Annotated in this window: 25 protein-coding genes; 16 read left to right on the top strand and 9 right to left on the bottom strand. The window is 70.9% G+C overall.

Features of this window, described 5'->3' with window-relative positions:
- Positions 1-16 precede the first annotated feature (16 nt).
- From HNR67_RS11645 to HNR67_RS11635, 3 genes are read left to right on the top strand one after another with little or no spacing between them, the layout of a single operon-like run.
- The gene (locus tag HNR67_RS11645; protein ID WP_185002049.1) at positions 17-1,105 is read left to right on the top strand and encodes a quinone-dependent dihydroorotate dehydrogenase; all 1,089 of its coding nucleotides are present in this window, start codon (positions 17-19) and stop codon (positions 1,103-1,105) included.
- 48 nt (positions 1,106-1,153) lie between these two features.
- On the top strand, positions 1,154-2,731 hold the full coding sequence (locus HNR67_RS11640; RefSeq protein ID WP_185002048.1) for a glycoside hydrolase family 10 protein: 1,578 nt from the start codon (positions 1,154-1,156) through the stop codon (positions 2,729-2,731).
- Entirely contained in the window at positions 2,731-3,990 is a 1,260-nt protein-coding gene (locus HNR67_RS11635; RefSeq protein ID WP_185002047.1) for a C39 family peptidase, read from the top strand. Before HNR67_RS11640 ends, HNR67_RS11635 begins: the two co-directional genes overlap by 1 nt.
- Before the next feature lie 998 nt (positions 3,991-4,988).
- On the opposite strand, the gene HNR67_RS11630 is transcribed toward HNR67_RS11635, so the two are convergent.
- Positions 4,989-5,177: a hypothetical protein gene (locus HNR67_RS11630; protein WP_185002046.1), complete on the bottom strand. Its 189-nt coding sequence runs from the start codon at positions 5,175-5,177 to the stop codon at positions 4,989-4,991.
- A 140-nt stretch (positions 5,178-5,317) separates the two neighbouring features.
- Between HNR67_RS11630 and HNR67_RS11625 the strand changes: the two genes are divergently transcribed.
- The 3 genes from HNR67_RS11625 to HNR67_RS11615 are packed head-to-tail and all read left to right on the top strand — an operon-like array spanning position 5,318 to position 7,757.
- The gene (locus tag HNR67_RS11625; protein WP_185002045.1) at positions 5,318-6,163 is read left to right on the top strand and encodes an ABC transporter substrate-binding protein; all 846 of its coding nucleotides are present in this window, start codon (positions 5,318-5,320) and stop codon (positions 6,161-6,163) included.
- Complete coding sequence (locus HNR67_RS11620; protein ID WP_312987024.1) at positions 6,160-7,011, top strand: amino acid ABC transporter permease; 852 nt, start codon at positions 6,160-6,162, stop codon at positions 7,009-7,011. Before HNR67_RS11625 ends, HNR67_RS11620 begins: the two co-directional genes overlap by 4 nt.
- A complete protein-coding gene (locus HNR67_RS11615; protein WP_221489855.1) occupies positions 7,008-7,757 on the top strand; it encodes an amino acid ABC transporter ATP-binding protein in 750 nt (249 codons plus the stop codon). Before HNR67_RS11620 ends, HNR67_RS11615 begins: the two co-directional genes overlap by 4 nt.
- 51 nt (positions 7,758-7,808) lie before the next feature.
- Here HNR67_RS11615 and HNR67_RS11610 read toward each other — a convergent pair whose 3' ends face one another.
- The 5 genes from HNR67_RS11610 to HNR67_RS11595 all read right to left on the bottom strand — a co-directional run bounded on the left by HNR67_RS11610 (position 7,809) and on the right by HNR67_RS11595 (position 10,254).
- Positions 7,809-7,958, bottom strand: a complete 150-nt coding sequence (locus tag HNR67_RS11610) for a DUF6307 family protein (RefSeq protein WP_185002044.1) — start codon at positions 7,956-7,958, stop codon at positions 7,809-7,811.
- 10 nt (positions 7,959-7,968) lie between these two features.
- Positions 7,969-8,112, bottom strand: coding sequence for an RGCVC family protein (locus HNR67_RS46635; RefSeq protein ID WP_374206961.1), 144 nt, complete (start codon positions 8,110-8,112; stop codon positions 7,969-7,971).
- A gap of 129 nt (positions 8,113-8,241) precedes the next feature.
- On the bottom strand, positions 8,242-8,742 hold the full coding sequence (locus HNR67_RS11605) for a hypothetical protein (RefSeq protein ID WP_185002043.1): 501 nt from the start codon (positions 8,740-8,742) through the stop codon (positions 8,242-8,244).
- 49 nt (positions 8,743-8,791) lie between these two features.
- Positions 8,792-9,457 (bottom strand): M23 family metallopeptidase, encoded by a 666-nt coding sequence (locus tag HNR67_RS11600; RefSeq protein ID WP_185002042.1) that lies wholly within the window; start codon positions 9,455-9,457, stop codon positions 8,792-8,794.
- 320 nt (positions 9,458-9,777) lie between these two features.
- The gene (locus HNR67_RS11595) at positions 9,778-10,254 is read right to left on the bottom strand and encodes a MarR family winged helix-turn-helix transcriptional regulator (RefSeq protein WP_221489853.1); all 477 of its coding nucleotides are present in this window, start codon (positions 10,252-10,254) and stop codon (positions 9,778-9,780) included.
- A gap of 88 nt (positions 10,255-10,342) precedes the next feature.
- Between HNR67_RS11595 and HNR67_RS11590 the strand changes: the two genes are divergently transcribed.
- The gene (locus HNR67_RS11590) at positions 10,343-11,449 is read left to right on the top strand and encodes a serine hydrolase domain-containing protein (protein ID WP_185002041.1); all 1,107 of its coding nucleotides are present in this window, start codon (positions 10,343-10,345) and stop codon (positions 11,447-11,449) included.
- A 16-nt stretch (positions 11,450-11,465) separates the two neighbouring features.
- Here HNR67_RS11590 and HNR67_RS11585 read toward each other — a convergent pair whose 3' ends face one another.
- Positions 11,466-12,245, bottom strand: coding sequence for an FHA domain-containing protein (locus tag HNR67_RS11585; RefSeq protein ID WP_185002040.1), 780 nt, complete (start codon positions 12,243-12,245; stop codon positions 11,466-11,468).
- A 144-nt stretch (positions 12,246-12,389) separates the two neighbouring features.
- A complete protein-coding gene (locus HNR67_RS11580) occupies positions 12,390-14,150 on the bottom strand; it encodes a serine/threonine-protein kinase (RefSeq protein WP_185002039.1) in 1,761 nt (586 codons plus the stop codon).
- A 133-nt stretch (positions 14,151-14,283) separates the two neighbouring features.
- On the opposite strand from HNR67_RS11580, the gene HNR67_RS11575 reads away from it, so the two are divergent.
- Entirely contained in the window at positions 14,284-14,976 is a 693-nt protein-coding gene (locus HNR67_RS11575) for a hypothetical protein (RefSeq protein ID WP_185002038.1), read from the top strand.
- Between the two features lie 90 nt (positions 14,977-15,066).
- Positions 15,067-16,077 (top strand): sporulation protein, encoded by a 1,011-nt coding sequence (locus HNR67_RS11570; RefSeq protein ID WP_185002037.1) that lies wholly within the window; start codon positions 15,067-15,069, stop codon positions 16,075-16,077.
- 77 nt (positions 16,078-16,154) lie between these two features.
- On the opposite strand, the gene HNR67_RS11565 is transcribed toward HNR67_RS11570, so the two are convergent.
- Entirely contained in the window at positions 16,155-16,910 is a 756-nt protein-coding gene (locus HNR67_RS11565; protein WP_185002036.1) for a thioesterase II family protein, read from the bottom strand.
- A 231-nt stretch (positions 16,911-17,141) separates the two neighbouring features.
- Here HNR67_RS11565 and HNR67_RS46195 point away from each other — a divergent pair, with 231 nt between their 5' ends.
- The 7 genes from HNR67_RS46195 (at position 17,142) to HNR67_RS11530 (ending at position 22,030) form a co-directional block, all read left to right on the top strand.
- A complete protein-coding gene (locus HNR67_RS46195) occupies positions 17,142-17,774 on the top strand; it encodes a DUF4097 family beta strand repeat-containing protein (RefSeq protein WP_185002035.1) in 633 nt (210 codons plus the stop codon).
- A gap of 93 nt (positions 17,775-17,867) precedes the next feature.
- Positions 17,868-18,437 carry a DUF3558 domain-containing protein gene (locus HNR67_RS11555; RefSeq protein WP_185002034.1) on the top strand — a complete coding sequence of 190 codons (570 nt, stop codon included), beginning with the start codon at positions 17,868-17,870 and terminating at the stop codon, positions 18,435-18,437.
- Between the two features lie 142 nt (positions 18,438-18,579).
- Complete coding sequence (locus HNR67_RS11550; protein WP_185002033.1) at positions 18,580-18,894, top strand: PE domain-containing protein; 315 nt, start codon at positions 18,580-18,582, stop codon at positions 18,892-18,894.
- Positions 18,887-19,474 (top strand): DUF3558 domain-containing protein, encoded by a 588-nt coding sequence (locus HNR67_RS11545; protein ID WP_185002032.1) that lies wholly within the window; start codon positions 18,887-18,889, stop codon positions 19,472-19,474. Before HNR67_RS11550 ends, HNR67_RS11545 begins: the two co-directional genes overlap by 8 nt.
- Positions 19,475-19,485: 11 nt before the next feature.
- Positions 19,486-20,667, top strand: coding sequence for a PPE domain-containing protein (locus HNR67_RS11540; protein ID WP_185002031.1), 1,182 nt, complete (start codon positions 19,486-19,488; stop codon positions 20,665-20,667).
- Between the two features lie 4 nt (positions 20,668-20,671).
- Positions 20,672-21,460 carry an ESX secretion-associated protein EspG gene (locus HNR67_RS11535; protein WP_185002030.1) on the top strand — a complete coding sequence of 263 codons (789 nt, stop codon included), beginning with the start codon at positions 20,672-20,674 and terminating at the stop codon, positions 21,458-21,460.
- On the top strand, positions 21,461-22,030 hold the full coding sequence (locus HNR67_RS11530; protein ID WP_185002029.1) for an ASCH domain-containing protein: 570 nt from the start codon (positions 21,461-21,463) through the stop codon (positions 22,028-22,030).
- The last annotated feature ends 85 nt before the right edge of the window (positions 22,031-22,115 follow it).

Here is a 22,115-nt window from a genome sequence, read left to right as displayed (position 1 = left end):
CCTAAGCTGGGCACTCGTGCTCTACCGACTGCTCTTCACCCTGGTACTGCGGCGACTCGACGCCGAGCAGGCGCACCACCTCAGCTTCCGCGCGTTGCGGCTGCTGGCCGCGATCCCCGGGGTGCTGCCGCTGATGCGCAGGCTGTTCGCCCCGCGTGATCCGGCGCTGCGCACCAGGGTGCTCGGACTGGACCTGCCGGGGCCGCTCGGGCTGGCCGCCGGGTTCGACAAGGACGCCACCGCGCCGGACGCGCTGGCCGCGCTGGGCTTCGGGTTCGTCGAGATCGGCACGCTCACCGCGCAGGCCCAGCCGGGCAACCCGAAGCCGCGGTTGTTCCGGCTGATCGCGGACCGGGCCATCGTGAACCGGATGGGCTTCAACAACGGCGGTTCGGCCGCCGCGGCCCAGCGGCTGCGGGCCCGGCGCGGGCAGCCCGCCGTGGTCGGGGTGAACATCGGCAAGACCAAGACCACCCCGGAGGCCGAGGCCGTCGGCGACTACGTGACCAGCGCGAAGCTGCTGGCCGGGGTCGCCGACTACTTCGTGGTCAACGTCAGCTCGCCGAACACCCCCGGACTGCGCAATCTGCAGGCCGTCGACCAGCTCCGGCCGCTGCTCACCGGGGTGCGGGCGGCACTGGACGAGGCCAGCAGCCGCCGGGTGCCGCTGCTGGTCAAGATCGCGCCGGACCTCTCCGACGAGGATGTGGACGCCGTCGCCGACCTGGCCCTGGAGCTGGGCCTGGACGGGATCATCGCCACCAACACCACCATCGGCCGGGACGGCCTGGCCACCCCGGCCGCCGAGGTCGAGGCGGCAGGCGCCGGTGGGCTCTCCGGGGCGCCGCTGAAGGACCGGTCGCTGGTGGTGCTGCGCAGGCTGCGGGCCAGGGTGGGTGACCGGCTGGTGCTGGTGGCGGTCGGCGGCATCGAGTCGGCCGAGGACGTGTGGCAGCGACTGCGCGCTGGTGCGAGTCTGGTGCAGGGCTACACCGGGCTGATCTACGGCGGCCCGCTGTGGCCGCGGCGGATCCACCGCGACCTGTCCAGGAGGCTTCGTGCCAGCGGATATCAGTCCCTCGACCAGGTGGTTGCCACCGACTGACCCGGTCAGCGGTTTACAAGGTCGGGCCGGATCTTGAAAATCACTGGCATGCTTCGCCTCCTGCGCATGCTCGTGTGCCTGCTGCTGGTGGCGCCGCTGCTGGCCTCCGGCCCGGTGGGCGCGACCGCTCCTGCCGGCGCGGCCACCCCGGCCGCCTGCCCGGAACCGGCCCAGCCCAAGCGGCAGTTGCGCGGGCTGTGGATCGCCAGCGTGTCCAACATCAACTGGCCGTCCCGGGCCGGGCTGTCCGTCGCCCAGCAGCAGGATGAGTACCGGCGGCTGCTGGACCGGGCCAAGGCCATGCGGTTCAACGCGGTGTTCATGCAGATCCGCCCGGCCTCGGACGCGTTCTACCCGTCCGCGCGCGAGCCGTGGTCGCAGTTCCTGACCGGTGTGCAGGGCCAGGACCCCGGCTACGACCCGCTGGCCTTCCTGATCGCCGAGGCGCGGGCCAGGAACCTGGAGTTCCACGGCTGGTTCAACCCGTACCGGGCCAGCATCCAGCCGGATCCGGCCCGGCTGGTGCCGAGTCACCCGGCGCGGGTGCACCCGGACTGGGTGATCCGCTACGGCACCCAGCTGGTCTACAACCCCGGCGTGCCAGCGGTGCGCACGCACGTCCGGGAGGTGCTCGCCGACGTGCTCGGCCGCTACGACCTGGACGGCGTGCACTTCGACGACTACTTCTACCCGTACCCGATCGCCGGGCAGGAGTTCCCGGACGAGGCGACCTACCGGCAGCACGGCGCCGCCCAGTTCCCGGTCAAGGCGGACTGGCGGCGGGACAACGTGAACAAGCTGATCCGCGAGATCGGCGACATGATCGGGGCGAGCAAGCCGCACGTGGCTTTCGGGGTCAGCCCGTTCGGGGTGTGGCGGGACAAGCGCACCGACCCGACCGGTTCGGAGACCACGGCCGGGGTGCACAACTACGACGATCTCTACGCCGACACCCGGACCTGGATCCGCAACGCCTGGATCGACTACGTGGCCCCGCAGGTGTACTGGAGCATCGGCTTCCCGCCCGCGGCCTACGACAAGCTGATTCCCTGGTGGGCCAAGGAGGTCGAGGGCACCGGGGTGTCCCTCTACATCGGACAGGGCGCCTACAAGATCGGCACCACCAACCCGGCGGCCTGGGCCGACCCGGAGGAGATGCCGAAACACCTGGCGCTGAACAAGAACCACCCCGCGGTCGGCGGCGACATCTACTACAACATCAACAGCGTCTTCGCGAACCCACTGGGCATCGCCGACCGCCTGCAGAACGACCACCAGCGCTACCCGGCCCTGATCCCGATCCGCCGCACCATCCCCGGCACCCCGCCGGGCGCGCCGATCGCCTTCCGCGCCACGGTGAACCCGGGTGGCGGCTACCAGCTGACCTGGCAGCCGAGCACGGCCGCGGCCGCGTACGCGGTGTACCGGCTGCCCGGCCACCAGTCCGTCAACGACTGCTCCACCGTCGACCCGGCCACCCTGCTGGGCACCACCCGCGGCCTGTCGCTGCTCGACGCGAGCGCCCCGCTGGACCGCCGGTTCACCTACCTGGTCACCGCGCTGGACCGCACACACCGGGAAAGCGCACCGCGCCCTGTCTGGGTGCCCGCCTTCTGGGAGTTCTGATGCGCCGCACGTTAGTCGCCCTGCTGGCCGCGTTATGCGCTGTGCTCGCGGCCCCCGCCACGGCCAACGCCGGAAAGTCCACCATGATCGACTTCCACACCTGGCAATCCGTCCACGACTTCCACCAGGGCGCCAACGAGGGCACCACCCCCACCCCCACCGGCCTGACCCTGTCCCGCCCCGCCGGCACCAGCAGTTACGCGGACCCGCACACCGGCAAGACCCGCGACTACGAGTACGCCCGCTGGACCTCGACCCGGCGCACGGTGCCCTTCCCCGCCACCGAACTGGTCACCTCCTGGAACGCCACCACCCCCGCCGACACCTGGCTACAGGTCGAGCTGCGCGGCCGCGGCGGCGGGTCCACAGTGGACAGCAAGTGGTACGTGATGGGCCGCTGGGCGTCCGCGGACTCCCTGATCAAACGAACCACAGTGCCCAACCAGGGCGACACCAACGGTTTCGTGGACGTGGACACCTTCAAGGCCACCAAACCCTGGACCTCGTACCAGCTCCGCATCACCCTGTACCGCGTCCCCGGCAGCACCGCGACCCCGAAGCTGACCATGGCAGGCGCGATGGCCTCAGCCATCCCCGACCGCTTCCTGGTCCCCACCAGCGGCCCCGGCGGCGCCTGGGGCATGGAACTTCCCGTCCCCCGCTACTCCCAGAACCTGCACCGCGGCAACTTCCCCGAGTACGGCGGCGGCGGTGAGGTCTGGTGCAGCCCAACGTCGACCCAGATGGTGCTGGAGTACTGGGGCCGAAAGCCGTCGGCCCAGCAGATGTCCTGGATTCCCAAGGGCTACACAGATCCCTCGGTGGCCTACGCGGCCAGGAACAACTACGACTACGACTACGAAGGCACCGGCAACTGGCCCTTCAACACCGCCTATGCCGCGAGCTTCGGGCTGGCCGGTCACATCACACGGTTGAGTTCGCTGACGGAACTGGAACGCTATATCCGGCAGGGAATCCCGGTGATCACCTCGCAGTCATTCCTGGCCTCCGAACTGGACGGCGCGGGGTACGGGACGTCCGGGCACATCATGGTGGTGGTCGGCTTCACCCGCACCGGCGACGTAATCGCCAACGACCCGGCTTCGCCGAACAACCAGGCGGTCCGGCACGTGTACAAGCGGGCCCAGTTCGAGAACATCTGGCAACGCACCAAGCGCTACCGAGCCGACGGCACAGTGGCCAGCGGCCCAGGCGGCATCGCCTACGTAATCCACCCCCGCTGGCTCCCCCTCCCCTGACCCATAACGGCCAACACGGCGTACAAGAACGGCCAACACGCCGGGAGGGGTTCGGGTTTGAACCCCCTCCGCGCGTGTTGGCCGTTGTCGTACCCAGTGTTGGCCGTTCTGGTACGGCACGTTGGCCGTTCTTGTACGCCTTGGGCGACTGCGTGCGGGCGAAGCCCGAACAGGCGGCCGGGGTGGCTTTTCAACACTCCCCGAGCGGTTCCCCCATCCCCGTCAGCCTGGAGAGGACACACCACATCCCGGGCAAGCAGACCGCAACCTGCCGCCGCCCTAGCTTCCCAACCGCACGGTCTGCTTGTTCGGGATGTGGTTTGGTATCGGAAGGCTGACGGGGATGGGGGAACCGTACGAGCACTGCTCATCTTCTCTGCTCTTGTCTTTGACTTTCCCCCCCATCCTTTGATTCCTGCCCGTCCGGCGAGGACGCCCTTGATCTTGACTTTCGTTCGGGTACCTCAGCAACAGAGGCCAACAACGCAAAGATCAAGAGCGAAAAGATGGCCTCGCCGGCCAGGCAGACCACCGGAGGGGGGAGGGCAGATCAAGAGCCGGGCAAGCAGGTTGCGGGGCATGGGTTTGTGTTGCCGACTCAAGACCCAGCGTGGCTCCGAGGGCTCGCGTGTTCTCCGCACGGCCTTCCGCAAGCCAACCACACCCCGAGGAGCGGCCCCCGTCGCGTTTGTGTGGCTAGGGCGGCGGCAGGTTGCAGGGGCCGCTCCTCGGGGCGCGGTCAGCAAGCTCCAGGCCGTACGGAGAACACACGAGAACCCTCGTCGTGGGGGTCTACCCCCAACCCCAACCCCCGCCCCGTCCCACAACGGCCAACGACCCGTACAACAACGGCCAACACTCCGTACGACAACGGCCAACACACGGTACGACAACGGCCAACACACGGTACGACAACGGCCAACACGCGCGGAGAGAGTAAGCCCTCCGGGCGTGTTGGCCGGTTTGGTACGGCGTGTTGGCTGTTGTGGGCGGGTGGGTTAGGGGCGGTAGTAGCCGCCGCCTCCGCCGTGGCCGCCGCCTCGGCCTCGGCCGGTGAGGCGGGCTAGCAGGCGTTGGAGTTTGGCTCGGTTGCCGGGCTTGGCGGCGTGTTTGCGGGCCTGGTGGATCAGGCGCTGGCCCTTCGGGCTTGATGCGAAGCGGGCGAGCTTGGAGAACAGTCCGGCCATCTCAACTCCTCAAGTTCAGCGGTCGGGTGTTCCTGGTTTACCCGGACGGGGGATGTCCGAATCGCCGGGAACGTGTCCGCCCATTGGAACGTACGCATGGCACCTCCGGTTCCCGGGCGGCCTGGGGCAAGATGCGCAGCATGCGCGTTTCCATGCTCGCCGCCACCCTCGCCCTGGCCGTGGCCGCCACTGCCTGCGCCCCGGCTGACCAGCCCGGACCTGCCAATCCGGCGGACTGCGCCAAGGGCTCGCTGAAGACCGTCGCCGGGGGCAAACTCACCTTCGGCACCGACGAACCCGCCTACGAGCCGTGGTTCGCCGGGAACGACCCGGCCAGTGGCAAGGGCTTCGAGTCGGCGGTGGCCTATGCCGTCGCGGGCAAGCTCGGGTTCGCCAAGCCGGAGGTGTCCTGGGTGCGGGTGCCGTTCAACGCGGCCATCCAACCTGGGCCGAAGACCTTTGACGCCGATCTGAACCAGTTCTCCATCACCGATGAGCGGCGCAACGCGGTGGACTTCTCCGCCCCGTACTACACCGTGCGCCAGGCCGTGGTCGCGCTGAAGGAGTCCCCCGCCGCCACCGCCAAGTCCGTGGCCGAACTCACCGGGTTCACCCTGGGCGCCCAGGTCGGCACCACCAGCTACGACGCGGTGAACAACCAGATCAAGCCGAAGAAGCAGGCCGCGGTCTACAACACCAACGACGATGCCAAGCAGGCCCTGCGCAACAACCAGATCCAGGCGCTGGTGGTGGACCTGCCCACCGCGTTCTACATCACCTCCGCGGAGATCTCCGACGCGGTCATCGTCGGTCAGCTGCCCGCGGGCGGCGGCAAGCCGGAGCAGTTCGGCGCGGTGCTGGACAAGGGCAGTGCGCTCACCGGCTGCTTCACCAAGGCCGTTGACGCGCTGCGTGCGGACGGCACGCTGAAGAAGCTGGAGCAGGAGTGGCTGGCCGCCGCGGGCAAGGCGCCGGAACTGTCGTGACCGCGCTGGAACCCAGTCCGATCCAGCGGGAACGCCTGGCCTACCAGCGTTCCCGCAGGCACCGCTCCACCGCGGTCGCGCTGCTGTCCACCGTGGTCTTCGCGGTCGCGGCCTGGCTGGTCATCACCAGCGCGCCGGGCTGGCCGCGGGTGCGGGACTCCTTCTTCAACTACGACGCCGCGGTCAAGGCGCTGCCCGCGGTGCTGGACGGGCTCTGGCTCAACATCCGGGTGCTCGTGGTGTGCGAGGTGCTGATCCTGGCGCTGGGCCTGGGCATCGCCGCGCTGCGCAGCCTGCGTGGCCCGGTCTGGTTCCCGCTGCGCGCGCTGGCCACCGGCTACGTGGACCTCTTCCGCGGCCTGCCGCTGATCATCGTGCTCTTCCTGGTCGGCTTCGGCCTGCCCGGCCTGCGGCTGACCGGCATCCCGAACGAGCCGGTGATCCTGGGCTCGATCGCGCTGGTGCTGGTCTACTCCGCCTACGTGGCCGAGGTGTTCCGGGCGGGCATCGACTCGGTGCACCCCTCGCAACGCGCCTCGGCCCGCTCGATCGGCCTGACGCACGCCCAGACCATGCGGATCGTGGTGCTGCCGCAGGCCGTGCGCCGGGTGCTGCCACCACTGCTCAACGACTTCGTCGCGCTGCAGAAGGACTGCGGGCTGATCTCGGTGCTGGGTGCGGTGGACGCGGTGCGCGCGGCGCAGATCTCCTCGGCCACCGCCTACAACTTCACCCCGTACGTGCTGGCCGGGTTGCTGTTCGTGCTGCTGGCGGTGCCCTCGGGACGGCTGGCCGACTGGGCGAGTGCCCGCGCCGCGCGGCGGCAGAGTGGTGGGGGGCTGGCATGAGCGAACCCGTGTTGCGGGTGCGGAACCTGGTCAAGCGGTACCACGGGAACCTGGTGCTGGGCGGGGTTGATCTCGATGTCGCCGAGCACGAGGTGGTGGTGCTGATCGGCGCCTCCGGCTCCGGCAAGTCCACGCTGCTGCGCTGTGTGAACCTGCTGGAGGAGCTGGACGACGGGCAGATCCTGTTGGACGGCAACGACATCTCGCACCCGCGCACCGATCCGGACCTGGCTCGGCGGCGGATGGGCGTGGTGTTCCAGGCATTCAACCTGTTCCCGCATCTGTCCGTTGTGGACAATGTGACCCTCGCACCCCGGGTCGTGCACAAGGTCGCCAAGGAGCAGGCCGAGGCTCAGGCGCTCGCGCTGCTGGAGCGGGTTGGCTTGGCGGACAAGGCGAACAGCTACCCGGACCGGCTCTCCGGCGGCCAGCAGCAACGGGTCGCCATCGCCCGCGCGCTGGCCTACGAACCCCGGTTGCTGCTACTGGACGAGATCACCAGCGCGCTGGACCCGGAACTGGTCGGCGAGGTGCTCGCCCTGGTGCGGGAACTGGCCGGACAGGGCCGGACGCTGCTGATGGCCACGCACGAGATGGGCTTCGCCAAACAGGTCGCCGACCGGGTGGTCTTCCTCGACGGCGGCGTGGTGCTGGAGCAGGGCCCGCCGGAACAGGTGCTCGGCGACCCGGTCGAACCCCGCACCCGGCAGTTCCTCAGCCGGATCATCGCCGCGGGCAGGCTCTAGGCATACGGTGGCCGCGCTCCGGGAGAGGGTCCGCCCGGAGCGCGCCGCCGGTCAGCGGACGGTCTCGGCGATGTGGTCCATCGCGTAGAGCACGTGCTCGGCCAGCTCGAGCGCGGCCTTGTCGCTCATCTTGGAGTGTTGCTTCAGGGTCGCCTTGACCAGCTCGACCCGGCGTTCGTAGAGGGAAGTGGTGGCGGTCATGGGACTGCTCCTAACCCGTGCAGACACAACCTCGGTCGAGTCCACTGCTTGCCGACGCCGCGCAGAACCGCGCGGCGATCTGGTCGTGACTGCTCCACGCATGCTGGCAAGCAACGCACACGACGTCCTCGCCGTCCTGGAGATCTGAGGCCATCGGGATCATCCCGGCGCTCCCGCCTCCGGCCGCACTCGGCGACCGGGCATTGTGGTGCGCCCAAGGCGGCGTCGGCTTGATTGCCTCCGCGCGACATACCCTCGGTAGGGCCCACTCTACGGGGCCCGCCTAGACCCGGCTCAGCGCCTCACGCAGGCTGCGGGTCAGGCCCTGCGGGGACAGCTCCTTGGTGAGGTCGTTGAGGCACTGGCATTCCGCAGGCGGCCGCTGCATGCGCACGCACGCGTAGAGCCCGAGCACCTGCAAGGCCCGCGCGGTGGCCAGCCTGCCCTGCCCGGCTGGCAGCCGGCAGCTCCGGCGCACCCGGTTGGCGATCTTGCGCTCCACCGACCAGCGACCGGGCAGGAACCCGCCAACCCTGGCCGTGGCCCGGCGGAAGACGTTCGGCGACAGCAACCGCCGGGACTGCCGGGCGAGCCTGCGGCAGCTCGCCGGGCGCAGCCCGAACTGGAAAGAGGTCCACAGCGCCGACCCGGCCAGGTCGATGGTCCGGCGGCGCACCATCCGTTTCCACTCCGCGGTGGCGATCACCGCGACCAGGTGTTCGGCCTGGGCGTCGGACAGTGGACGCGCGCGATGTCGCGCACGTCCACCGCCCACCCGGATCATGGTCCGAGACTGCTATGAACCCCGGGCCTGTCACCAGCCGCTATCGGGGTTAGAGCCGGATGCCGCGTTCGGCCAACCAGGTGCCTGGGTTCACCTTTTTGCCGCCGCCGGCCCACACCTCGAAGTGCAGGTGCGGTCCGGTGGACTGGCCGCGGTTGCCCATGGTCGCGATCTGCTGGCCCGCCTGCACCTTCTGGCCCGCGCGGACCATCGAGGTGTTGATGTGGCCGTAGACGGTGATGGTGCCGTCGTTGTGCTGCACCCGCACCCACAGGCCGAAGCCGCTGGCCGGGCCGGATTCGACCACGGTGCCGTCGGCGGCGGACAGGATCGGGGTGCCGATGGAGTTGGCGATGTCCACGCCGTAGTGCATGACTCCGCCACGCATGCCGAAGTTCGAGGTGAACCGGCCCTCGGCTGGGCGGACGAACTCGCCACTGGCCTTGATCGTGGACTTGGCGGCGGCCGCGGCGGCCCGCTTGGCGGCTTCGGCGGCGACCTTCTCGGCTTCCGCCTTCTCCGCGTCGGCCTTGGCGGTCACGGCGGCCTGGCGCTCATCGGCCATCCGCTCGGCCTTGGCCAGCTTCGCCAGTTCGATGCCGGGGTCGGTGGTGACCGCCCTTGGCAGGACCTCTGGGGCCGTACGGGCGACCGCGGCGAGGTTCGCCTGCAGGTCGACCGGCTCGGGGGATGCCTCAGAGGAGGAGGACGTCATCAGCTGGAACGGGGCGCCGACCACGACTGAGGTGGTCAGGGCGGCAGCCGCCAGCGTGCTTCCGCGCCACTTCGGGGGTGTGGCGCGGGCTCTATGTCGAGCCAAGACTCGTTGCCTTTCCGTCTCGGGGAGCCCGGTCGAGACCACCCGGCGGGGGATCCGGGTGTTGAGGCGGATTCGGGGTCCACCTCAAGGTTGTCTCGCGTGACCGAACCGTGACGTTCGGCCGGGACGGTAACCACCGGTGACAACGGGAAGCAAGCTTCCGGGGTTCAAAGGGCGGACTTTGGTGACAGATACCACTGGGTAACCACAGAGCGTCAGGACCCGTGTATGGGCCGCAACCGGCGCGCGGTCAGCTCGGCCAGGGCCCCGGTCTCGGTGGCCAGCCGCCGCAACCCCTCGGCCACCGCATCGGCCGCCGCCGCGCCGAGAATGTCCTGGTACGAGGCTCGAAGATCAGCTCGCGCGGTCCTGGCCGCCTCGATCGCACCGGTGGCCCGCTCGGTCAGCTGCACCATCCGGGCCCGCTGATCACCCTCGCCCACGCTGCGCCGGACGTAGCCCAGCTTCGCCAGTTCGGTCACCGTCTTGGACACCCCCTGCGGGGTCAGGCCGAGTTTGGCCGCCAGGTCGGAGATCCGGGCCGGGCCGGGGATGAGGTGCTGGAACAGGTAGCCGTGCGAGCGGCGCAGCCCGGTGAACCCGGCCGCCTCGACCCGCCGCTGCACCTCGGCGTCGGCGGCCGCGGACAGCGCGGTGAACAGCAGCACCAGATCATCGGCCGGGTCGAGCACGGGCGGTCCCTCCGCAATTTACGAAACCATGGTTGCGTAACTATGGTTGACTAGTTCCGGGCAGCGTACCGAGGAGAGGACGGATCCGATGGTCGACGGCTACTGCGATCCCGCGTTCACCGCCGTGCGGGAGGCGTTCGCGGCCGGGTTCGCCGCGGGCGAGGACCGCGGCGCGGCGGTGTCCGTGCAGGTGGACGGGCGGACCGTGGTCGACCTGTGGGGCGGCTCCTGGCAGCGGGACACCGTGGTGAACCTGTTCTCGGTGACCAAGGGCGTGCTCGCGGTGTGCGCGCACCAGCTCGTCGAACGCGGCCTGCTGGACCCGGCCGCGCCGGTGATCGACTACTGGCCCGAGTTCGCCGCCGCGGGCAAGTCCGCGATCACCGTGGCCGACCTGCTCGCGCACCGGGCCGGGCTGCCCGCCCTGCGCGAGACCCAGCCGCCCGGCGCGCTGTTCGACTGGACCCGCCTGACCACCGCGCTGGCCGCGGAGACGCCCTGGTGGCCGCCGGGCGAGCGGCACGGCTACCACGTGGTGACCTGGGGCTGGCTCCTCGGCGAGGTGCTGCGCCGCGCCTCCGGCCGGACCCCGCGCGAACTGGTCGCCGACCTCGGCCTGGACCTGTACGTCGGCCTGCCCGCCAGCCAGGCCCACCGCGCCGTGTCCACCATCGCCGCGCCGTTCACCCCGCCGGCCGCCGGCGCGCCCGGCAGCGAGCTGCTGGCCGCGATGGGCGCGCCGGGTTCGATGGCGGCGCAGGCCTTCGTCAACCCGCCCGACCTGCTGACCCCTGATCTGGTGAGCGACCCGCGCTGGCGGGCGGCGGAGATCCCGGCCGCCAACGGCCACGGCAACGCCCGCGCCATCGCCGAGCTGTACGGCAGCCTGGTCCGCACCCAGTCCCCGCTGCTCGCCTCGCTGGCCGGGGCCACCGAGGAGCGCTCGGCCGGCCGGGACGCGGTGCTGTGCGGCCACACCCGATTCAGCCTGGGTTTCATGCTGCCCGGCGAACTCCGGCCCTTCTCCCCCGGTCCGCGCGCCTTCGGCCACCCTGGCGCGGGCGGCGCGCTGGGCTTCGCCGATCCGGACGCCCGGCTGGGCTTCGGCTTCAGCCCGGACCGGACGATCACCACCCTGCACGGGGCGGATCCACGCTGGCAGCGGCTGGTCCCGGCGGTCTACGCCTGCCTGTGACGGCGTTTGGCGGGACTCAGTCCTCGTAACCGAGCAGCCGCAGGTCCGGCGGCACCAGCGTGGTGCTCTCCAGGAGTTCGCGGATCAGGTTGTGGTTGACCGTGTTGCCGACCGGGTGGTTGATCTCCTCCCGGGTCAGGCCGGGCACCCCGCCCCGGCTCAGCCGGTTGCGCACGCTCAGCACCAGGTGCTCGACCCGCTTGGAGGTCCACTCCTCGCCGGGCCGGATCTCGGTCAGGTGCTCGGCGGCCTGCCGCCAGGACAGCGGGGTCGGGTACGCCTCGTGCAGCAGGTAGCGCTGGCCGAGCACCACCAGCACGAGCTGCTCCACCGGCGAGAGCGCCCAGATGTTCGGCGGCCGGGTGGCGGCCTCGTGCTCGGGTCCGCGCTGGTCCTCCGCGCCCTGCACGTGCACCTCGAGCAGGTGCTCCCGGTGGTTGGAGCCACGCACGAACACCGGGGTGTAGCCGGGACCGAGCGGGATCGGCTCGTCCTGGTTGAACAGCAGCCGGGCCCCCGGCAACCGCACTGGCAACTTGCCGAGGGTGCTCAGCCACCACCGGTCGTCCCGGTAGGTCACGCACCCGTGCCTGCGGCTGATCCGCCGGTCGTTCTCGCCGACGCAGACGTGCACGTCCGGCCGGTTGCGCCCGAAGAGCACCTCCCGGCCCTCGCGCGGACCGACCGTGATGCCACCGGCCACCGCCAGCACGTTCAGCGTGCCCGGCGCGCCCCCGGCCATGCCCCAGGCCAGGCTGTGGTGCGCGGGCGGCAGCACCCCTGGACGCTCACCCATGTCCCCGGCCTCCTCCCGTCCCGCCGACCGCTCCAGCATGCGGCAGAACCGCCGGGATCGATCCCCGGCGGATCGCGGTAGAACGATGCCGCAACGGCGGACGGCTTGCCGGTTCCAGGGGGTGCGGGCAAGCCGTCCGTGCGGTCAGCGCGGTGGGAAGAACGCGGTGGCCAGCTCCCTGGCCAGGGCGCACCGTTCTTCCTGGGTCTTCCGGTTGCTGGTGACGCTGGCGTACACCACCTCGTGCTTGGGTGAGTTGTAGGCGTTCCGGTACGAGCGGGTGGCCACCCTGATCCAGCAGGCGTTGGTGTGTTCGCCCGTCTCCTGGTCGACGTAGGCGGGCAGTCCGGCGATGGTGGTGCTGGTGCCCCGCGACTCGGTGAACGGGTCGCTCCTGGCCAGGTCCAACTCCAGCAGCTCACTGCGGTCACCGTTGGCCCAGACGCAACTGAACCGGCCGAAGCCGGGCGTGGGGCCGGACGGGTCGATCCCCGCCATCCGGGGGAACTGCGCGGAGTTCCGCATCGCGCACGCGTCCAGGTTGGCCAGCGAGTCCGGATCCGGGTCGCGCCGGGGGAGCTGCCCCTTGGCCAGCGCCGCGCTCGCCGACTCGACCACCGCCTCGGCCATCCCGCAGAGGTCGGCGTCGACCACCGTCTTCACCCGCACCGAGATCTGGATCTCGAAGCGGTCGGGCAGCAGCAGGCGCCGGGCGCAGCGGCCCGGCACCTTCGGTTCCCGCAGCACGCTGAACCGGCCCCGTTGCTCCACCTGCCCCTCCGGCTGGGCGGCTGGGTCGGTCTGGGCGAAGTACACCGTGATCGGGGTTTCCCCGGTGGTGTCGTCGATCTTGATGATCACATCGCACCGGTCGAACCGGTACTCGTCGGGAACCAGGTTGACGTCGCCGAACTTCTCCAGCGCCAACAGGTTGAACACCTTGCACGGGTCGGCGGTGCGGGTGTCCCCCATCAGCGACACCGTCTGATCCACCGCAGGCGGCAGGTTGACCACCGCCAGCCAGACGGCCAGGCCCAGCACCACCACCAGCGCACCCACGCTCAGCAGCCACCGGCGCACAACCGCCTGCCTGGACCGGCGCCCCGCCCCGGCCAGGTCGGCCAGCATCCGCCTGGTGGCCGCCGCGTCCGGCCGCCGTTTCGGGTCCACCCGCAGCATCTCGGTCAGCACCGGCGCCAGCGGACCGCTGTTGCGGCTGGGCGTGAGCCTGCCCTCGGCGGCCCGGCGCAGCCGCAGGAACGGGTTGTCCGTCTTGCCGCCGACCGGGGAGGCGCCCTCCACCGCCGCGTACAGCGTGGAGCCCAGCGAGAAGATGTCCGAGGCCGCGATCGGGTCGCCGCCGTTGGCCACCTCCGGCGCGACGTAGCCGGGAGTGCCGGCCAGCAGCGAGGAGCCGGTCACCGTCTCCTCCCCGGCCAGCAGCCGGGAGATGCCGAAGTCGCCGAGCTTGGCCTCGTCCTCGGAGATCATCAGGATGTTGGCCGGTTTGATGTCCCGGTGCAGGATGCCCTTGGCGTGCACCGCGGCCAGTGCGCCGGCGATCTGCGCGCCCAGCCTGGCCACGAGTTCCGGCGGCAGCACCCCGCGTTCGGCCAGGCTCTGCGCCGGCACGTACTCCAGCACCAGCCAGCACTCGTGGCCGTCGTCGAGCACGTCGTAGAGGGTGACGATGTGCCGGTGGTTGAGCTGGGCCAGCAGCCGGGCCTCCCGCCGCAGCTGCTGGAGTTGTTCCGCATGCTGGCCCGCGGCGCCGGGCAGTGCTCGTTTGAGCGCGACCAGCCTGCCCAGGTGCTCGTCGGTGGCCCGCCACACCACCCCGTTGCCACCGGCGCCGACCTGGTCCTCCAACCGGTACCGGCCGGCGATGACCTGCCCCGCCCGCATCTCTCCTCCTGACCACACGGTGTGCACCTTCTCGCGCACCCGGAGTGACCACAACGGGCGGGGTGGTGGTCAGCTGGGGCTTACACCTGTTTGTGACGTTGTCGGCGGACCCGATGCCTGCCAGGGTGATCACGTGGACTGGAACGCCCCGCTGGACAACTACTGCGAACGCGTGGCCCCCGGTCTGTGGGGCGAGCCGCTGAACGCGCTGAGCAACGGCGGGTTCATCCTCGCCGCGCTGGTGCTGTGGTGGCTCATCCGCCGCCGCCCCGGCGGCCCGGCGGCCCCGGCCAGCCTGCACACGCTGGCCGCGTTGCTGCTGCTGATCGGCCTGGGCAGCCTGGCCTTCCACACCTTCGCCAACCGCTGGTCGGTGCTGCTGGACGTCGGCTTCATCGCGCTGTTCATCCACTTCTACGTGGTCTGCTTCCTGCACTGGTTCTGGGGCCTGAAGTGGAAGTGGGCCTGGCTCGGCGTGCCCGCCTACCTCATCGCGGGCCAGTTGATCTCCTTCACCCTCGGCGGCCTGATCGGCTCCGGCGGTGGCCAGTACCTGCCCGCACTGGTCACGATGATCGCCTTCGCCATCGCGCTGGGCTTCCACCCGGACGAGTCGCTGCGCCAGTACCGGAAGTGGTTCGGGCTGACCGCTGCGCTGTTCGCGGTGTCGCTGTTCCTGCGCACGGTGGACGGCCCGGTCTGCGGCGATATCGTCATCGGCACCCACTTCCTGTGGCACCTGTGCAACTCCGGCGTGCTCTTCCTGGTGGCATACGCGCTGGTCCTGCGCTGGCGCGAGGTGACGGAACGGCAAACTCTCCAGTGAAAACGTGGTGACGGGAACGCGGCGTTCGTCCCGTTCGTTAGCCCCTACGCTGGGCTACACCATCAACACAGGGGATAAGGACGGTTTCTGGTGTTCAAGCGGATGCTCCAGGCTTTCGGCGTCGGCGGGCCGACCGTGGACACGGTGCTCCACGACCCCAACTGCCGGCCGGGCGGGCAGCTCTCCGGTGAGGTCCGCCTCTCCGGCGGCAACAGCGACGTCGAGATCGAACACGTGACCCTGTCCCTGGTGACCCGCATGGAGGTCGAACACGGGGACAGCGAGCACAACACCGCTGTCGAGTTCTTCCGGGTCGCGGTGGCGGGCCGGTTCCAGCTGCGCGAGGGCGAATCGCGCAGCATCCCGTTCCAGCTGCCGGTGCCGTGGGAGACCCCGCTGACCATCGTCGGCGGCGCCCCGCTGCGTGGCATGTCGGTCGGCGTGCGCACCGAGCTGTCGGTGGCCAAGGCCGTGGACAAGGGCGACCTGGACGCGGTGCACGTGCACCCGCTGCCCTCCCAGGACGCGGTGCTGGAGGCGTTCGGGCGACTGGGCTTCCAGTTCCGCAACGCCGACGTCGAGCGCGGTCACCTGCACGGCGTGCGCCAGGAGCTGCCGTTCTACCAGGAGATCGAGTTCTTCCCGCCCGGCCAGTACGCGGGCCGGATCAACGAGGTCGAGCTGACCTTCGTGGCCAACCCCAGCGAGCTGGTGGTGGTCCTGGAGGCGGACAAGCGTGGCGGCATGTTCCGCGCGGGCGGCGACGCCTTCGGCCGTTTCCACGTCAGCCACCAGGAGGCCGAGCGGACCGACTGGGCCGCGCACCTCGACGGCTGGATCGGCCAGGCCGCGGGCCGGATGGCCCAGCACTACGGCAGCCAGCCCGGCTACGGCCAGCCCGCCTACGGGCAGCAGGGCTACGGCCACGGCGGGGGCCACCCGCAGCACTACCGCGACCACGACGACGACCACGGTCGCCGCGGTGGTGGCATGGGCGTCGGCGGCATGGTCGCCGCCGGTGCGGCCGGTGTGGTCGGCGGTTTCGTGGCCGCCGAGATGATCGACGAGGTCGGCGACTTCTTCGGTGGCGACGACGAGTGAGTACTGCCGGGTCCTGACTGACCCGCGCTGAGCGAGGAGTCGGGGCGGTCCCGCTGGGGCCGCCCCTTTTCCTTGTCTCAGAACAGGTTCGCCCCGGTGAGCGCGGCCATGTGCCGGGGCAGGTTCGGCCAGACCTCGCCGGTGTAGAAGTGCGCGCCGGGCAGCTCGTCCACCCGGAAGTCCCCGGCCGCGACCTCCCGCCAGCGACTCGCGCCCGCCAGGGTCACCGGGTCCCGCGCGCCGATGAGCGCCTGCACCGGGGCGTGCACCACGGTGCCGGGTGTGTAGCGGTAGGTGCCGTGCAGGGCCAGGTCCGCGCGGAAGGCGGTCAGCACCACCCCGGCCAGGTCCGGGTCTTCCAGGATCTCCTCCGGCAGCGTGCCGTACTCCCTGATCCAGGCGAGCAGCTCGTCATCGGCGTGCCGCGCCACCGGCCCGGTGTCCCCGGCGAAGCCCAGGTGCGGCGGCGCCGAATGCCCGGACACCACCAGCGCCGACGGCATCGGCCCGCCGGCCGCCTCCAGCCGCGCCGCGGTCTCGAAGGCGACCAGCGCGCCCATGCTGTGCCCGGCGAGCACGAACGGCGCCCGCGCCACCGACCGGACCGTGGCCACCACATCGGTCACCAGGTCGGCGAAGACCGAGGGCATCGCCTCGGTGAACCGCCGTTCCCGCCCCGGATAACAGACCAGCACGAGTTCGGTGTCCGCGGGCACGGCCTGGGCCCATGGCCGCAACGGGGCGGTGCCGCCGCCGGCGTAGCTCAGGCCGATCAGCAGCCGGGTGGCCTCCGGGCGCGGCTCGGGCCGGGCCACCGATGTCTGTCCGCTCAACGCGGCGACCTCCGCGAGTCAAGGGGGTGAGTCGCTGTCCGACCCTACGCGGCCGCAGGTCGCGGATCCGGTACGACCACAGGCCGACGCCCGCGCCGCCGGGGTCCCCCGCCAGGCCGATTTGCCGCGCTGCGCGTCGACGGCCACCGCCGCGGCGGGTACACCTGGGCCGACAGCGTGGACCACGGGCCCGGTCCGTCATCCCTCCGGCGCAAGAAGAGAGCCAAGCCAGTGAAGTTCCCCGCCAAGGTCGTGCTCGCCACCACCCTCGCCCTGCTCGCCACCGGATGCGCCGCGGTCAACAAGGTCACCGAGGAGGTCGAGCACCAGTCCAGCGAGTACGGCAACGAGATCAAGGCCGTGGACCTGGAGAACCTGATCGGCACCATCAAGATCACCGGCGGCGACCGGCTGGTGGTGAAGCGCGCGCTGACCCAGCAGACCACCCGCCGCTCGCACGCCGCGCTCACCCCCGACGGCGACACGCTCCGGCTGATGGGCGGCTGCTCCGGCGCCGCCGGTGAGTGCGATGTGGACTGGGACATCACCCTGCCCAAGGATGTGAAGGTCAAGGTGGCCAACAAGACCGGCGGCATCACGCTGAGCGGGGTGAGCGCGCCGGAGATCGACGTCCGGACCAAGCTCGGCGAGATCACCGTGGCGGCCACCGGCGGCTTCGACCGGCTGAGCGCGCATTCCGAGGGCGGCGAGGTCACCGTGACCGTGCCGGGCGACCGGGCGTACCAGGTGACCACCAAGGTCAGGGAGCGCCTCGGCAAGGCTGATGTCCAGGTGCGGCAAGGGCCGGGGCCCGGGATCGCGGCGAGTTCGGACCGCGGCGGGGTCACGGTGCGGAACGCCTGACAGCCACGGGGAAGGGCCCGGCGCACGTTCGGTAATCTGCGCGGCACGCAGGGTCCGGACCGAGCCGGGCCGCACAAGCGCCAGGAGACACCCGTGCCCGCCGTGTACGACCGCCGCCGCCCGCTCGTCGCACTGACGATCGCCGCTCTCGCCCTAGGCCTGGCCGGTTGTGGCAGTTCAGCAGCGGACTCCGAGGCGCCCAAACCGCCTGCCCGGCCACGCGAACTGGCCTTCGACAACGTCAAGCCGTGCGCGCTGCTGTCCCAGCCGCAGCAGGGCGAGTTCGGCGTGGACCAGCCGGCCGAGGACGGCACCAGCCCGACCTTCAACGCGCCGAGCTGTGTCTACATCAGCCAGAAGGAGAAGGTCAGCCTGTCGGTGGTGCTGGTGACCGACCGCGGCATCGCCGAGTTCGCCCCCGGCAAGGCCACCGGCCAGACCGACGCGGTCACCGTGGCGGGCTTCCCCGGCTACCGGGTGCGCACCGACCAGCCCGCCGGCGAGCAGTTCTGCACCGTGCACCTGGACGCCGCCCCCGACCGGGTGCTGACCGCCGCCTACAACGAGGAGGGCCGCGACAAGCCGCTCTCCAAGGACGAGGTCTGCCAGCGCGCCACCAAGGTCGCCGAGGCCGCGCTGGGGACGCTGACCAGCGCTAAGTAGTTACCCCTCACCCGATCGGGTGGAGTCGCCTGAGCTGGCCGAACAGGCCGGTGAGGGCTGTTTGGCGCGGCTACGATCTGAGACGAGCTGATCTCAGGGGGTAGTTGAGGTGGCACCACAAGGCAGTGTGTCGGTGGACGGCATGAAGATCGACTTGGCCCAGGTCCCGGCCGCGATCCGGCTCTACCAGCAGACGAAGGACCGGATCGACGAGCTGGTCAGCCGGGCCGCCAGCGACTTGCAGATCGAGCCGATGGGCAACGACGACGTCAGCCGGGATGTCGCGGCCGAGTTCAACAACCGGAACCTGCGCAGCACCGGATCCATCAGCGCGGCGATCTCCGCCTTCCGCGACCGGCTTCAGTCGATCATCGAGCAACTCACCGCGGTGCAGCGGCAGTACCGCCTCTCCGAGGACGGCAACCGGACGAAGTTCCCGGGAGACGTGCGTGCCTGACCGCCGTCTCCTCGCCACCGCCTTGGTGCTCGCCTTCGGCCTGGCCGGATGCGGCGGCGGCAACGCCGCGCCAACCACAGTCGCCACCGCCACGTCGCAGGCGACCACCAGCGCCGCCGCGACCAAGCCCGCCCGGCCCCGCAGCCTCGACCTGACCTCGGTGGTGGCCTGCGAGCTGTTGTCCGAGCAGCAGCGCAGCGCCCTCGGGGTGGATCAGCCGCCGAAACCCGGGCACAGCACCACCTTCGACGCCGATGACTGCTTCTTCCTCAACCGCGCGGAGAACACCAACTTCTTCCTGGTGCCGATCAGCAAGCAGGGCATCGAGCGGTTCGCCCCTGGCCGGGTCAATGGCGAGGTCCGCCAGGTGAGTGTCTCCGGGTACCCCGGCTACGAGGTGTGGACGGAGGTCGCGCCCGGCAGCCAGTTCTGCACCGTGCAGGTGGATGTGGCCGACGGGCAGGTGCTGCGCGCGCATTACGCCGAAGGCGGCCGCAAGCAGCCGTTGGGGCGCGAGGAGTTGTGCAAGCGAGCGAGCCGGGTGGCCGAGGCCGCGCTGGTCACGTTGTCGAGGAAGTAGCAGGGGGAGTCATGTTCAACTCGCTGGACGTGTGCCGGAACTGGCTGGCCGTTCCGCACCAGAAGCTCTACGACGACCTGCAGCAGGGCCGTGGCCCGGCCACCGCCGAACCCGCCAAGAAGTTCCAGGCCGAACTGGCGCAGGGGTTCTTCAACGCGGTCAACGATCTGAAGACCGGTCTCAAGACCCTCGGCGGGGTCTGGCAGGGGCAGGCGGCGGACAACGCGCAGGCGGCCATCGGCGGGCTGGGGCCGTGGCTGGAGCTGGCCAGGACCGCGGTGGAGAACTCGGGCAAGGCGACCGGGTCCCAGGCCGAGGCGTTCAGCACGGCCAAGACGGCGATGCCCAAGCCGGTGGAGGTCAAGACCGGGGAGGACTGGGCGCCGGTCAAGGGGGTCAAGAACTTCTTCGGGGTCAAGACCGATCGGCAGGACGAGGAGGAGGCGGCCAAGGAGGCGCATCTGCGGGCGGCGCAGGTGATGTCCACCTACTCGACCTCCTCCAGCGCGAACGTGCGGGCGTTGCCGACGATCTCCGAGCCGCCGCAGGTCGCGGTGGACCAGCAGGTCACTCCCCCGCCGCCGGGACCCGGTGGCCGGGGTGGCCGGACCGCGGTGCCGACCCGGCGGGGCGCGAGCGGCGGCGGGGATCAGTCGCGGCCAGGTACGCCGGATGGCGGGATTTCCGTTGTGCCGCAACAGCAGGACGGTCCGCCTGCCCAGGACGGGACGCAGCGGCCGGGTGGCGCGGTGGACGATCCGCGAGTGGCGGCGGTGACGCCGAGCCAGTACACGCCGGTGCCACCGCAGGGCACGTCGAACGTGCCGGGCAACTTCGGGCCTGGCGCATCCGGTGGCGTCTCGGGTGGTGGCAGTGGGTACGGCGGGTTCGGTGGGGGTGTGGTCGGCGGTGGGTTCGGCGGGGCCACCGGTGGTCCGGCCGGGCCGGGGAATCCGTTGGGGCGTGGTGGATCGGCCGGGGTCGGCGGCGGCACGCAGGTGCCCGCGGCGCGCACCGGGTCGCCGGGGACCGGGCGGGGCGGGCAGTTCCTGCAGCAGGCGGCGCCCGGCGGGGCGGCCCGGCCCGGCGAGGAGGACGAGGAGCACGAGAACCAGTACGTGCTTGATTCCGACGAGATCTTCACCGACGATCGGCTGGTCGCGCCGCCGGTCATCGGCGAACACCAGGAGTAGAACCGTGCTGGACATCGACACCGCCCCGGCCTTCCGGCTCTCCGCCTCGGCCTATCAGGTGCTGTGGGAGAAGTTGCGGCTGCCCGAGATGCCCGTGGTGCTGCACGTGCACCCGCAGGGGTTCGAGGAGCACGAGCGCACCGCGGCGGTCAACGCGGCCTGGGACGAGCTGCACCGCGACGACCTGGTGCGCAACGGCGGCATCCGGCCGGAACTGGTGGACGCGCTGACCCTGCTGGCCAGGCCGGCCCGCGCGGTGGACGCCCGGCTGTGGCTGGGGCACGAGGTGCGGGCGCTGGCCGCCGGATCCGGGCAGGACGCCGTGCTGGCCGTGCTCGAGGCGGAGGTGCTGAGCCTGCGGGCGATCTACCCCGGCGGGCTGGCCAGGGCCGTGGTCGGGCTGCTGCCTGCCCGCGCGGCCGGGCCGGGTCACTCGGTGTCGCTGCCCAGTGCGGTGATCGACACGGCCACCCAGGAGGCGGGCAGTTCGGTCAAGGCCTTCGCCGAAGCCTTGCGGGACAACGGGGTCAGCGCCGCGGACGCGAAGGCGGTGGCGGAGATGATCGAGGGCGCCGACCAGAGCGGGCAGTTCGGCGCGACGCTGACCGACCGGCTGGGGCGGCGTAACCGGGCCGATCACGTGGTGGCCTTCTTCGACACCGCGGCCGGGCGCTACCTGATGGAGGAGCACCGCGGCTCCGACGGCACGCCGTGGACCACGATGAGCCCGGCCGACGGCACCCGGCTGACCGGCCAGCTGGACCGGTTGCTCAGTGGGCTGGCCGAGGACTGAATGCTGTTCACCGCGGCCGTCCTGGACGGCATCACCGGCGGAACGGTGACGCTGGCCTTCCGGCGCTGGCGGCGGCCCAGCGTGCGCGCGGGCACCGTGCTGCGCACCGCGACCGGACTGGTGGAGATCCTCGCGGTGACACCGGTGGCCGACCTCACCGACACGGAGGCGGCCCAGGCCGGATTCCCTGACCGGGCAACGCTGTTACGCGGTCTCCGGTCCGGCGCGGACGCCGAGCTGTACCGGATCGAGCTGCGACCGGCCGGGGCCGATCCGCGGATCTCGTTGCGGGAGAAGGACGAACTGTCCGCGGCCGACCGCGCCGAGCTGGACCGGAAACTGTCCGGAATGGACAGCCGGGCCAAGCACGGGCCGTGGACGGCGCGGGTGCTGGCACTGATCGCCGAATGTCCCGGCACCCGGGCGGCCGAACTGGCCACCCGGGTGGACCGGGACACCCTGGCGTTCAAGAACGACGTACGCAAACTCAAGGAACTGGGCCTGACCGAGAGCCTGGAAATCGGCTACCGCCTGTCCCCCCGCGGCACGGCCTACCTACGCGGAAGCTAGCCGAGCCACCCGCCCCCGTGTTGGCCGTTCTCGTACGGTGTGTTGGCCGAACTGGACGGTGTGTTGGCCGCTATGGACGCCGTGT

This window comes from Crossiella cryophila, from assembly GCF_014204915.1.
Lineage (GTDB): Bacteria > Actinomycetota > Actinomycetes > Mycobacteriales > Pseudonocardiaceae > Crossiella > Crossiella cryophila.
The sequence above is the reverse complement of the archived record's forward strand: the minus strand, read 5'-3'. Positions and strand labels throughout refer to the sequence as shown.

What these genes read in the sequence shown, in the direction of transcription:
- HNR67_RS11640 (WP_185002048.1), top strand. Translation starts at nt 1,154, where the DNA reads ATGCTTCGCCTCCTGCGCATGCTCGTGTGCCTGCTGCTGGTGGCGCCG.
- HNR67_RS11635 (WP_185002047.1), top strand. Translation starts at nt 2,731, where the DNA reads ATGCGCCGCACGTTAGTCGCCCTGCTGGCCGCGTTATGCGCTGTGCTC.
- HNR67_RS11630 (WP_185002046.1), bottom strand. Translation starts at nt 5,177, where the DNA reads ATGGCCGGACTGTTCTCCAAGCTCGCCCGCTTCGCATCAAGCCCGAAG.
- HNR67_RS11625 (WP_185002045.1), top strand. Translation starts at nt 5,318, where the DNA reads ATGCGCGTTTCCATGCTCGCCGCCACCCTCGCCCTGGCCGTGGCCGCC.
- HNR67_RS11615 (WP_221489855.1), top strand. Translation starts at nt 7,008, where the DNA reads ATGAGCGAACCCGTGTTGCGGGTGCGGAACCTGGTCAAGCGGTACCAC.
- HNR67_RS11610 (WP_185002044.1), bottom strand. Translation starts at nt 7,958, where the DNA reads ATGACCGCCACCACTTCCCTCTACGAACGCCGGGTCGAGCTGGTCAAG.
- HNR67_RS46635 (WP_374206961.1), bottom strand. Translation starts at nt 8,112, where the DNA reads ATGGCCTCAGATCTCCAGGACGGCGAGGACGTCGTGTGCGTTGCTTGC.
- HNR67_RS11605 (WP_185002043.1), bottom strand. Translation starts at nt 8,742, where the DNA reads ATGATCCGGGTGGGCGGTGGACGTGCGCGACATCGCGCGCGTCCACTG.
- HNR67_RS11600 (WP_185002042.1), bottom strand. Translation starts at nt 9,457, where the DNA reads ATGACGTCCTCCTCCTCTGAGGCATCCCCCGAGCCGGTCGACCTGCAG.
- HNR67_RS11590 (WP_185002041.1), top strand. Translation starts at nt 10,343, where the DNA reads ATGGTCGACGGCTACTGCGATCCCGCGTTCACCGCCGTGCGGGAGGCG.
- HNR67_RS11585 (WP_185002040.1), bottom strand. Translation starts at nt 12,245, where the DNA reads ATGGGTGAGCGTCCAGGGGTGCTGCCGCCCGCGCACCACAGCCTGGCC.
- HNR67_RS11580 (WP_185002039.1), bottom strand. Translation starts at nt 14,150, where the DNA reads ATGCGGGCGGGGCAGGTCATCGCCGGCCGGTACCGGTTGGAGGACCAG.
- HNR67_RS11550 (WP_185002033.1), top strand. Translation starts at nt 18,580, where the DNA reads ATGAAGATCGACTTGGCCCAGGTCCCGGCCGCGATCCGGCTCTACCAG.
- HNR67_RS11540 (WP_185002031.1), top strand. Translation starts at nt 19,486, where the DNA reads ATGTTCAACTCGCTGGACGTGTGCCGGAACTGGCTGGCCGTTCCGCAC.
- HNR67_RS11530 (WP_185002029.1), top strand. Translation starts at nt 21,461, where the DNA reads ATGCTGTTCACCGCGGCCGTCCTGGACGGCATCACCGGCGGAACGGTG.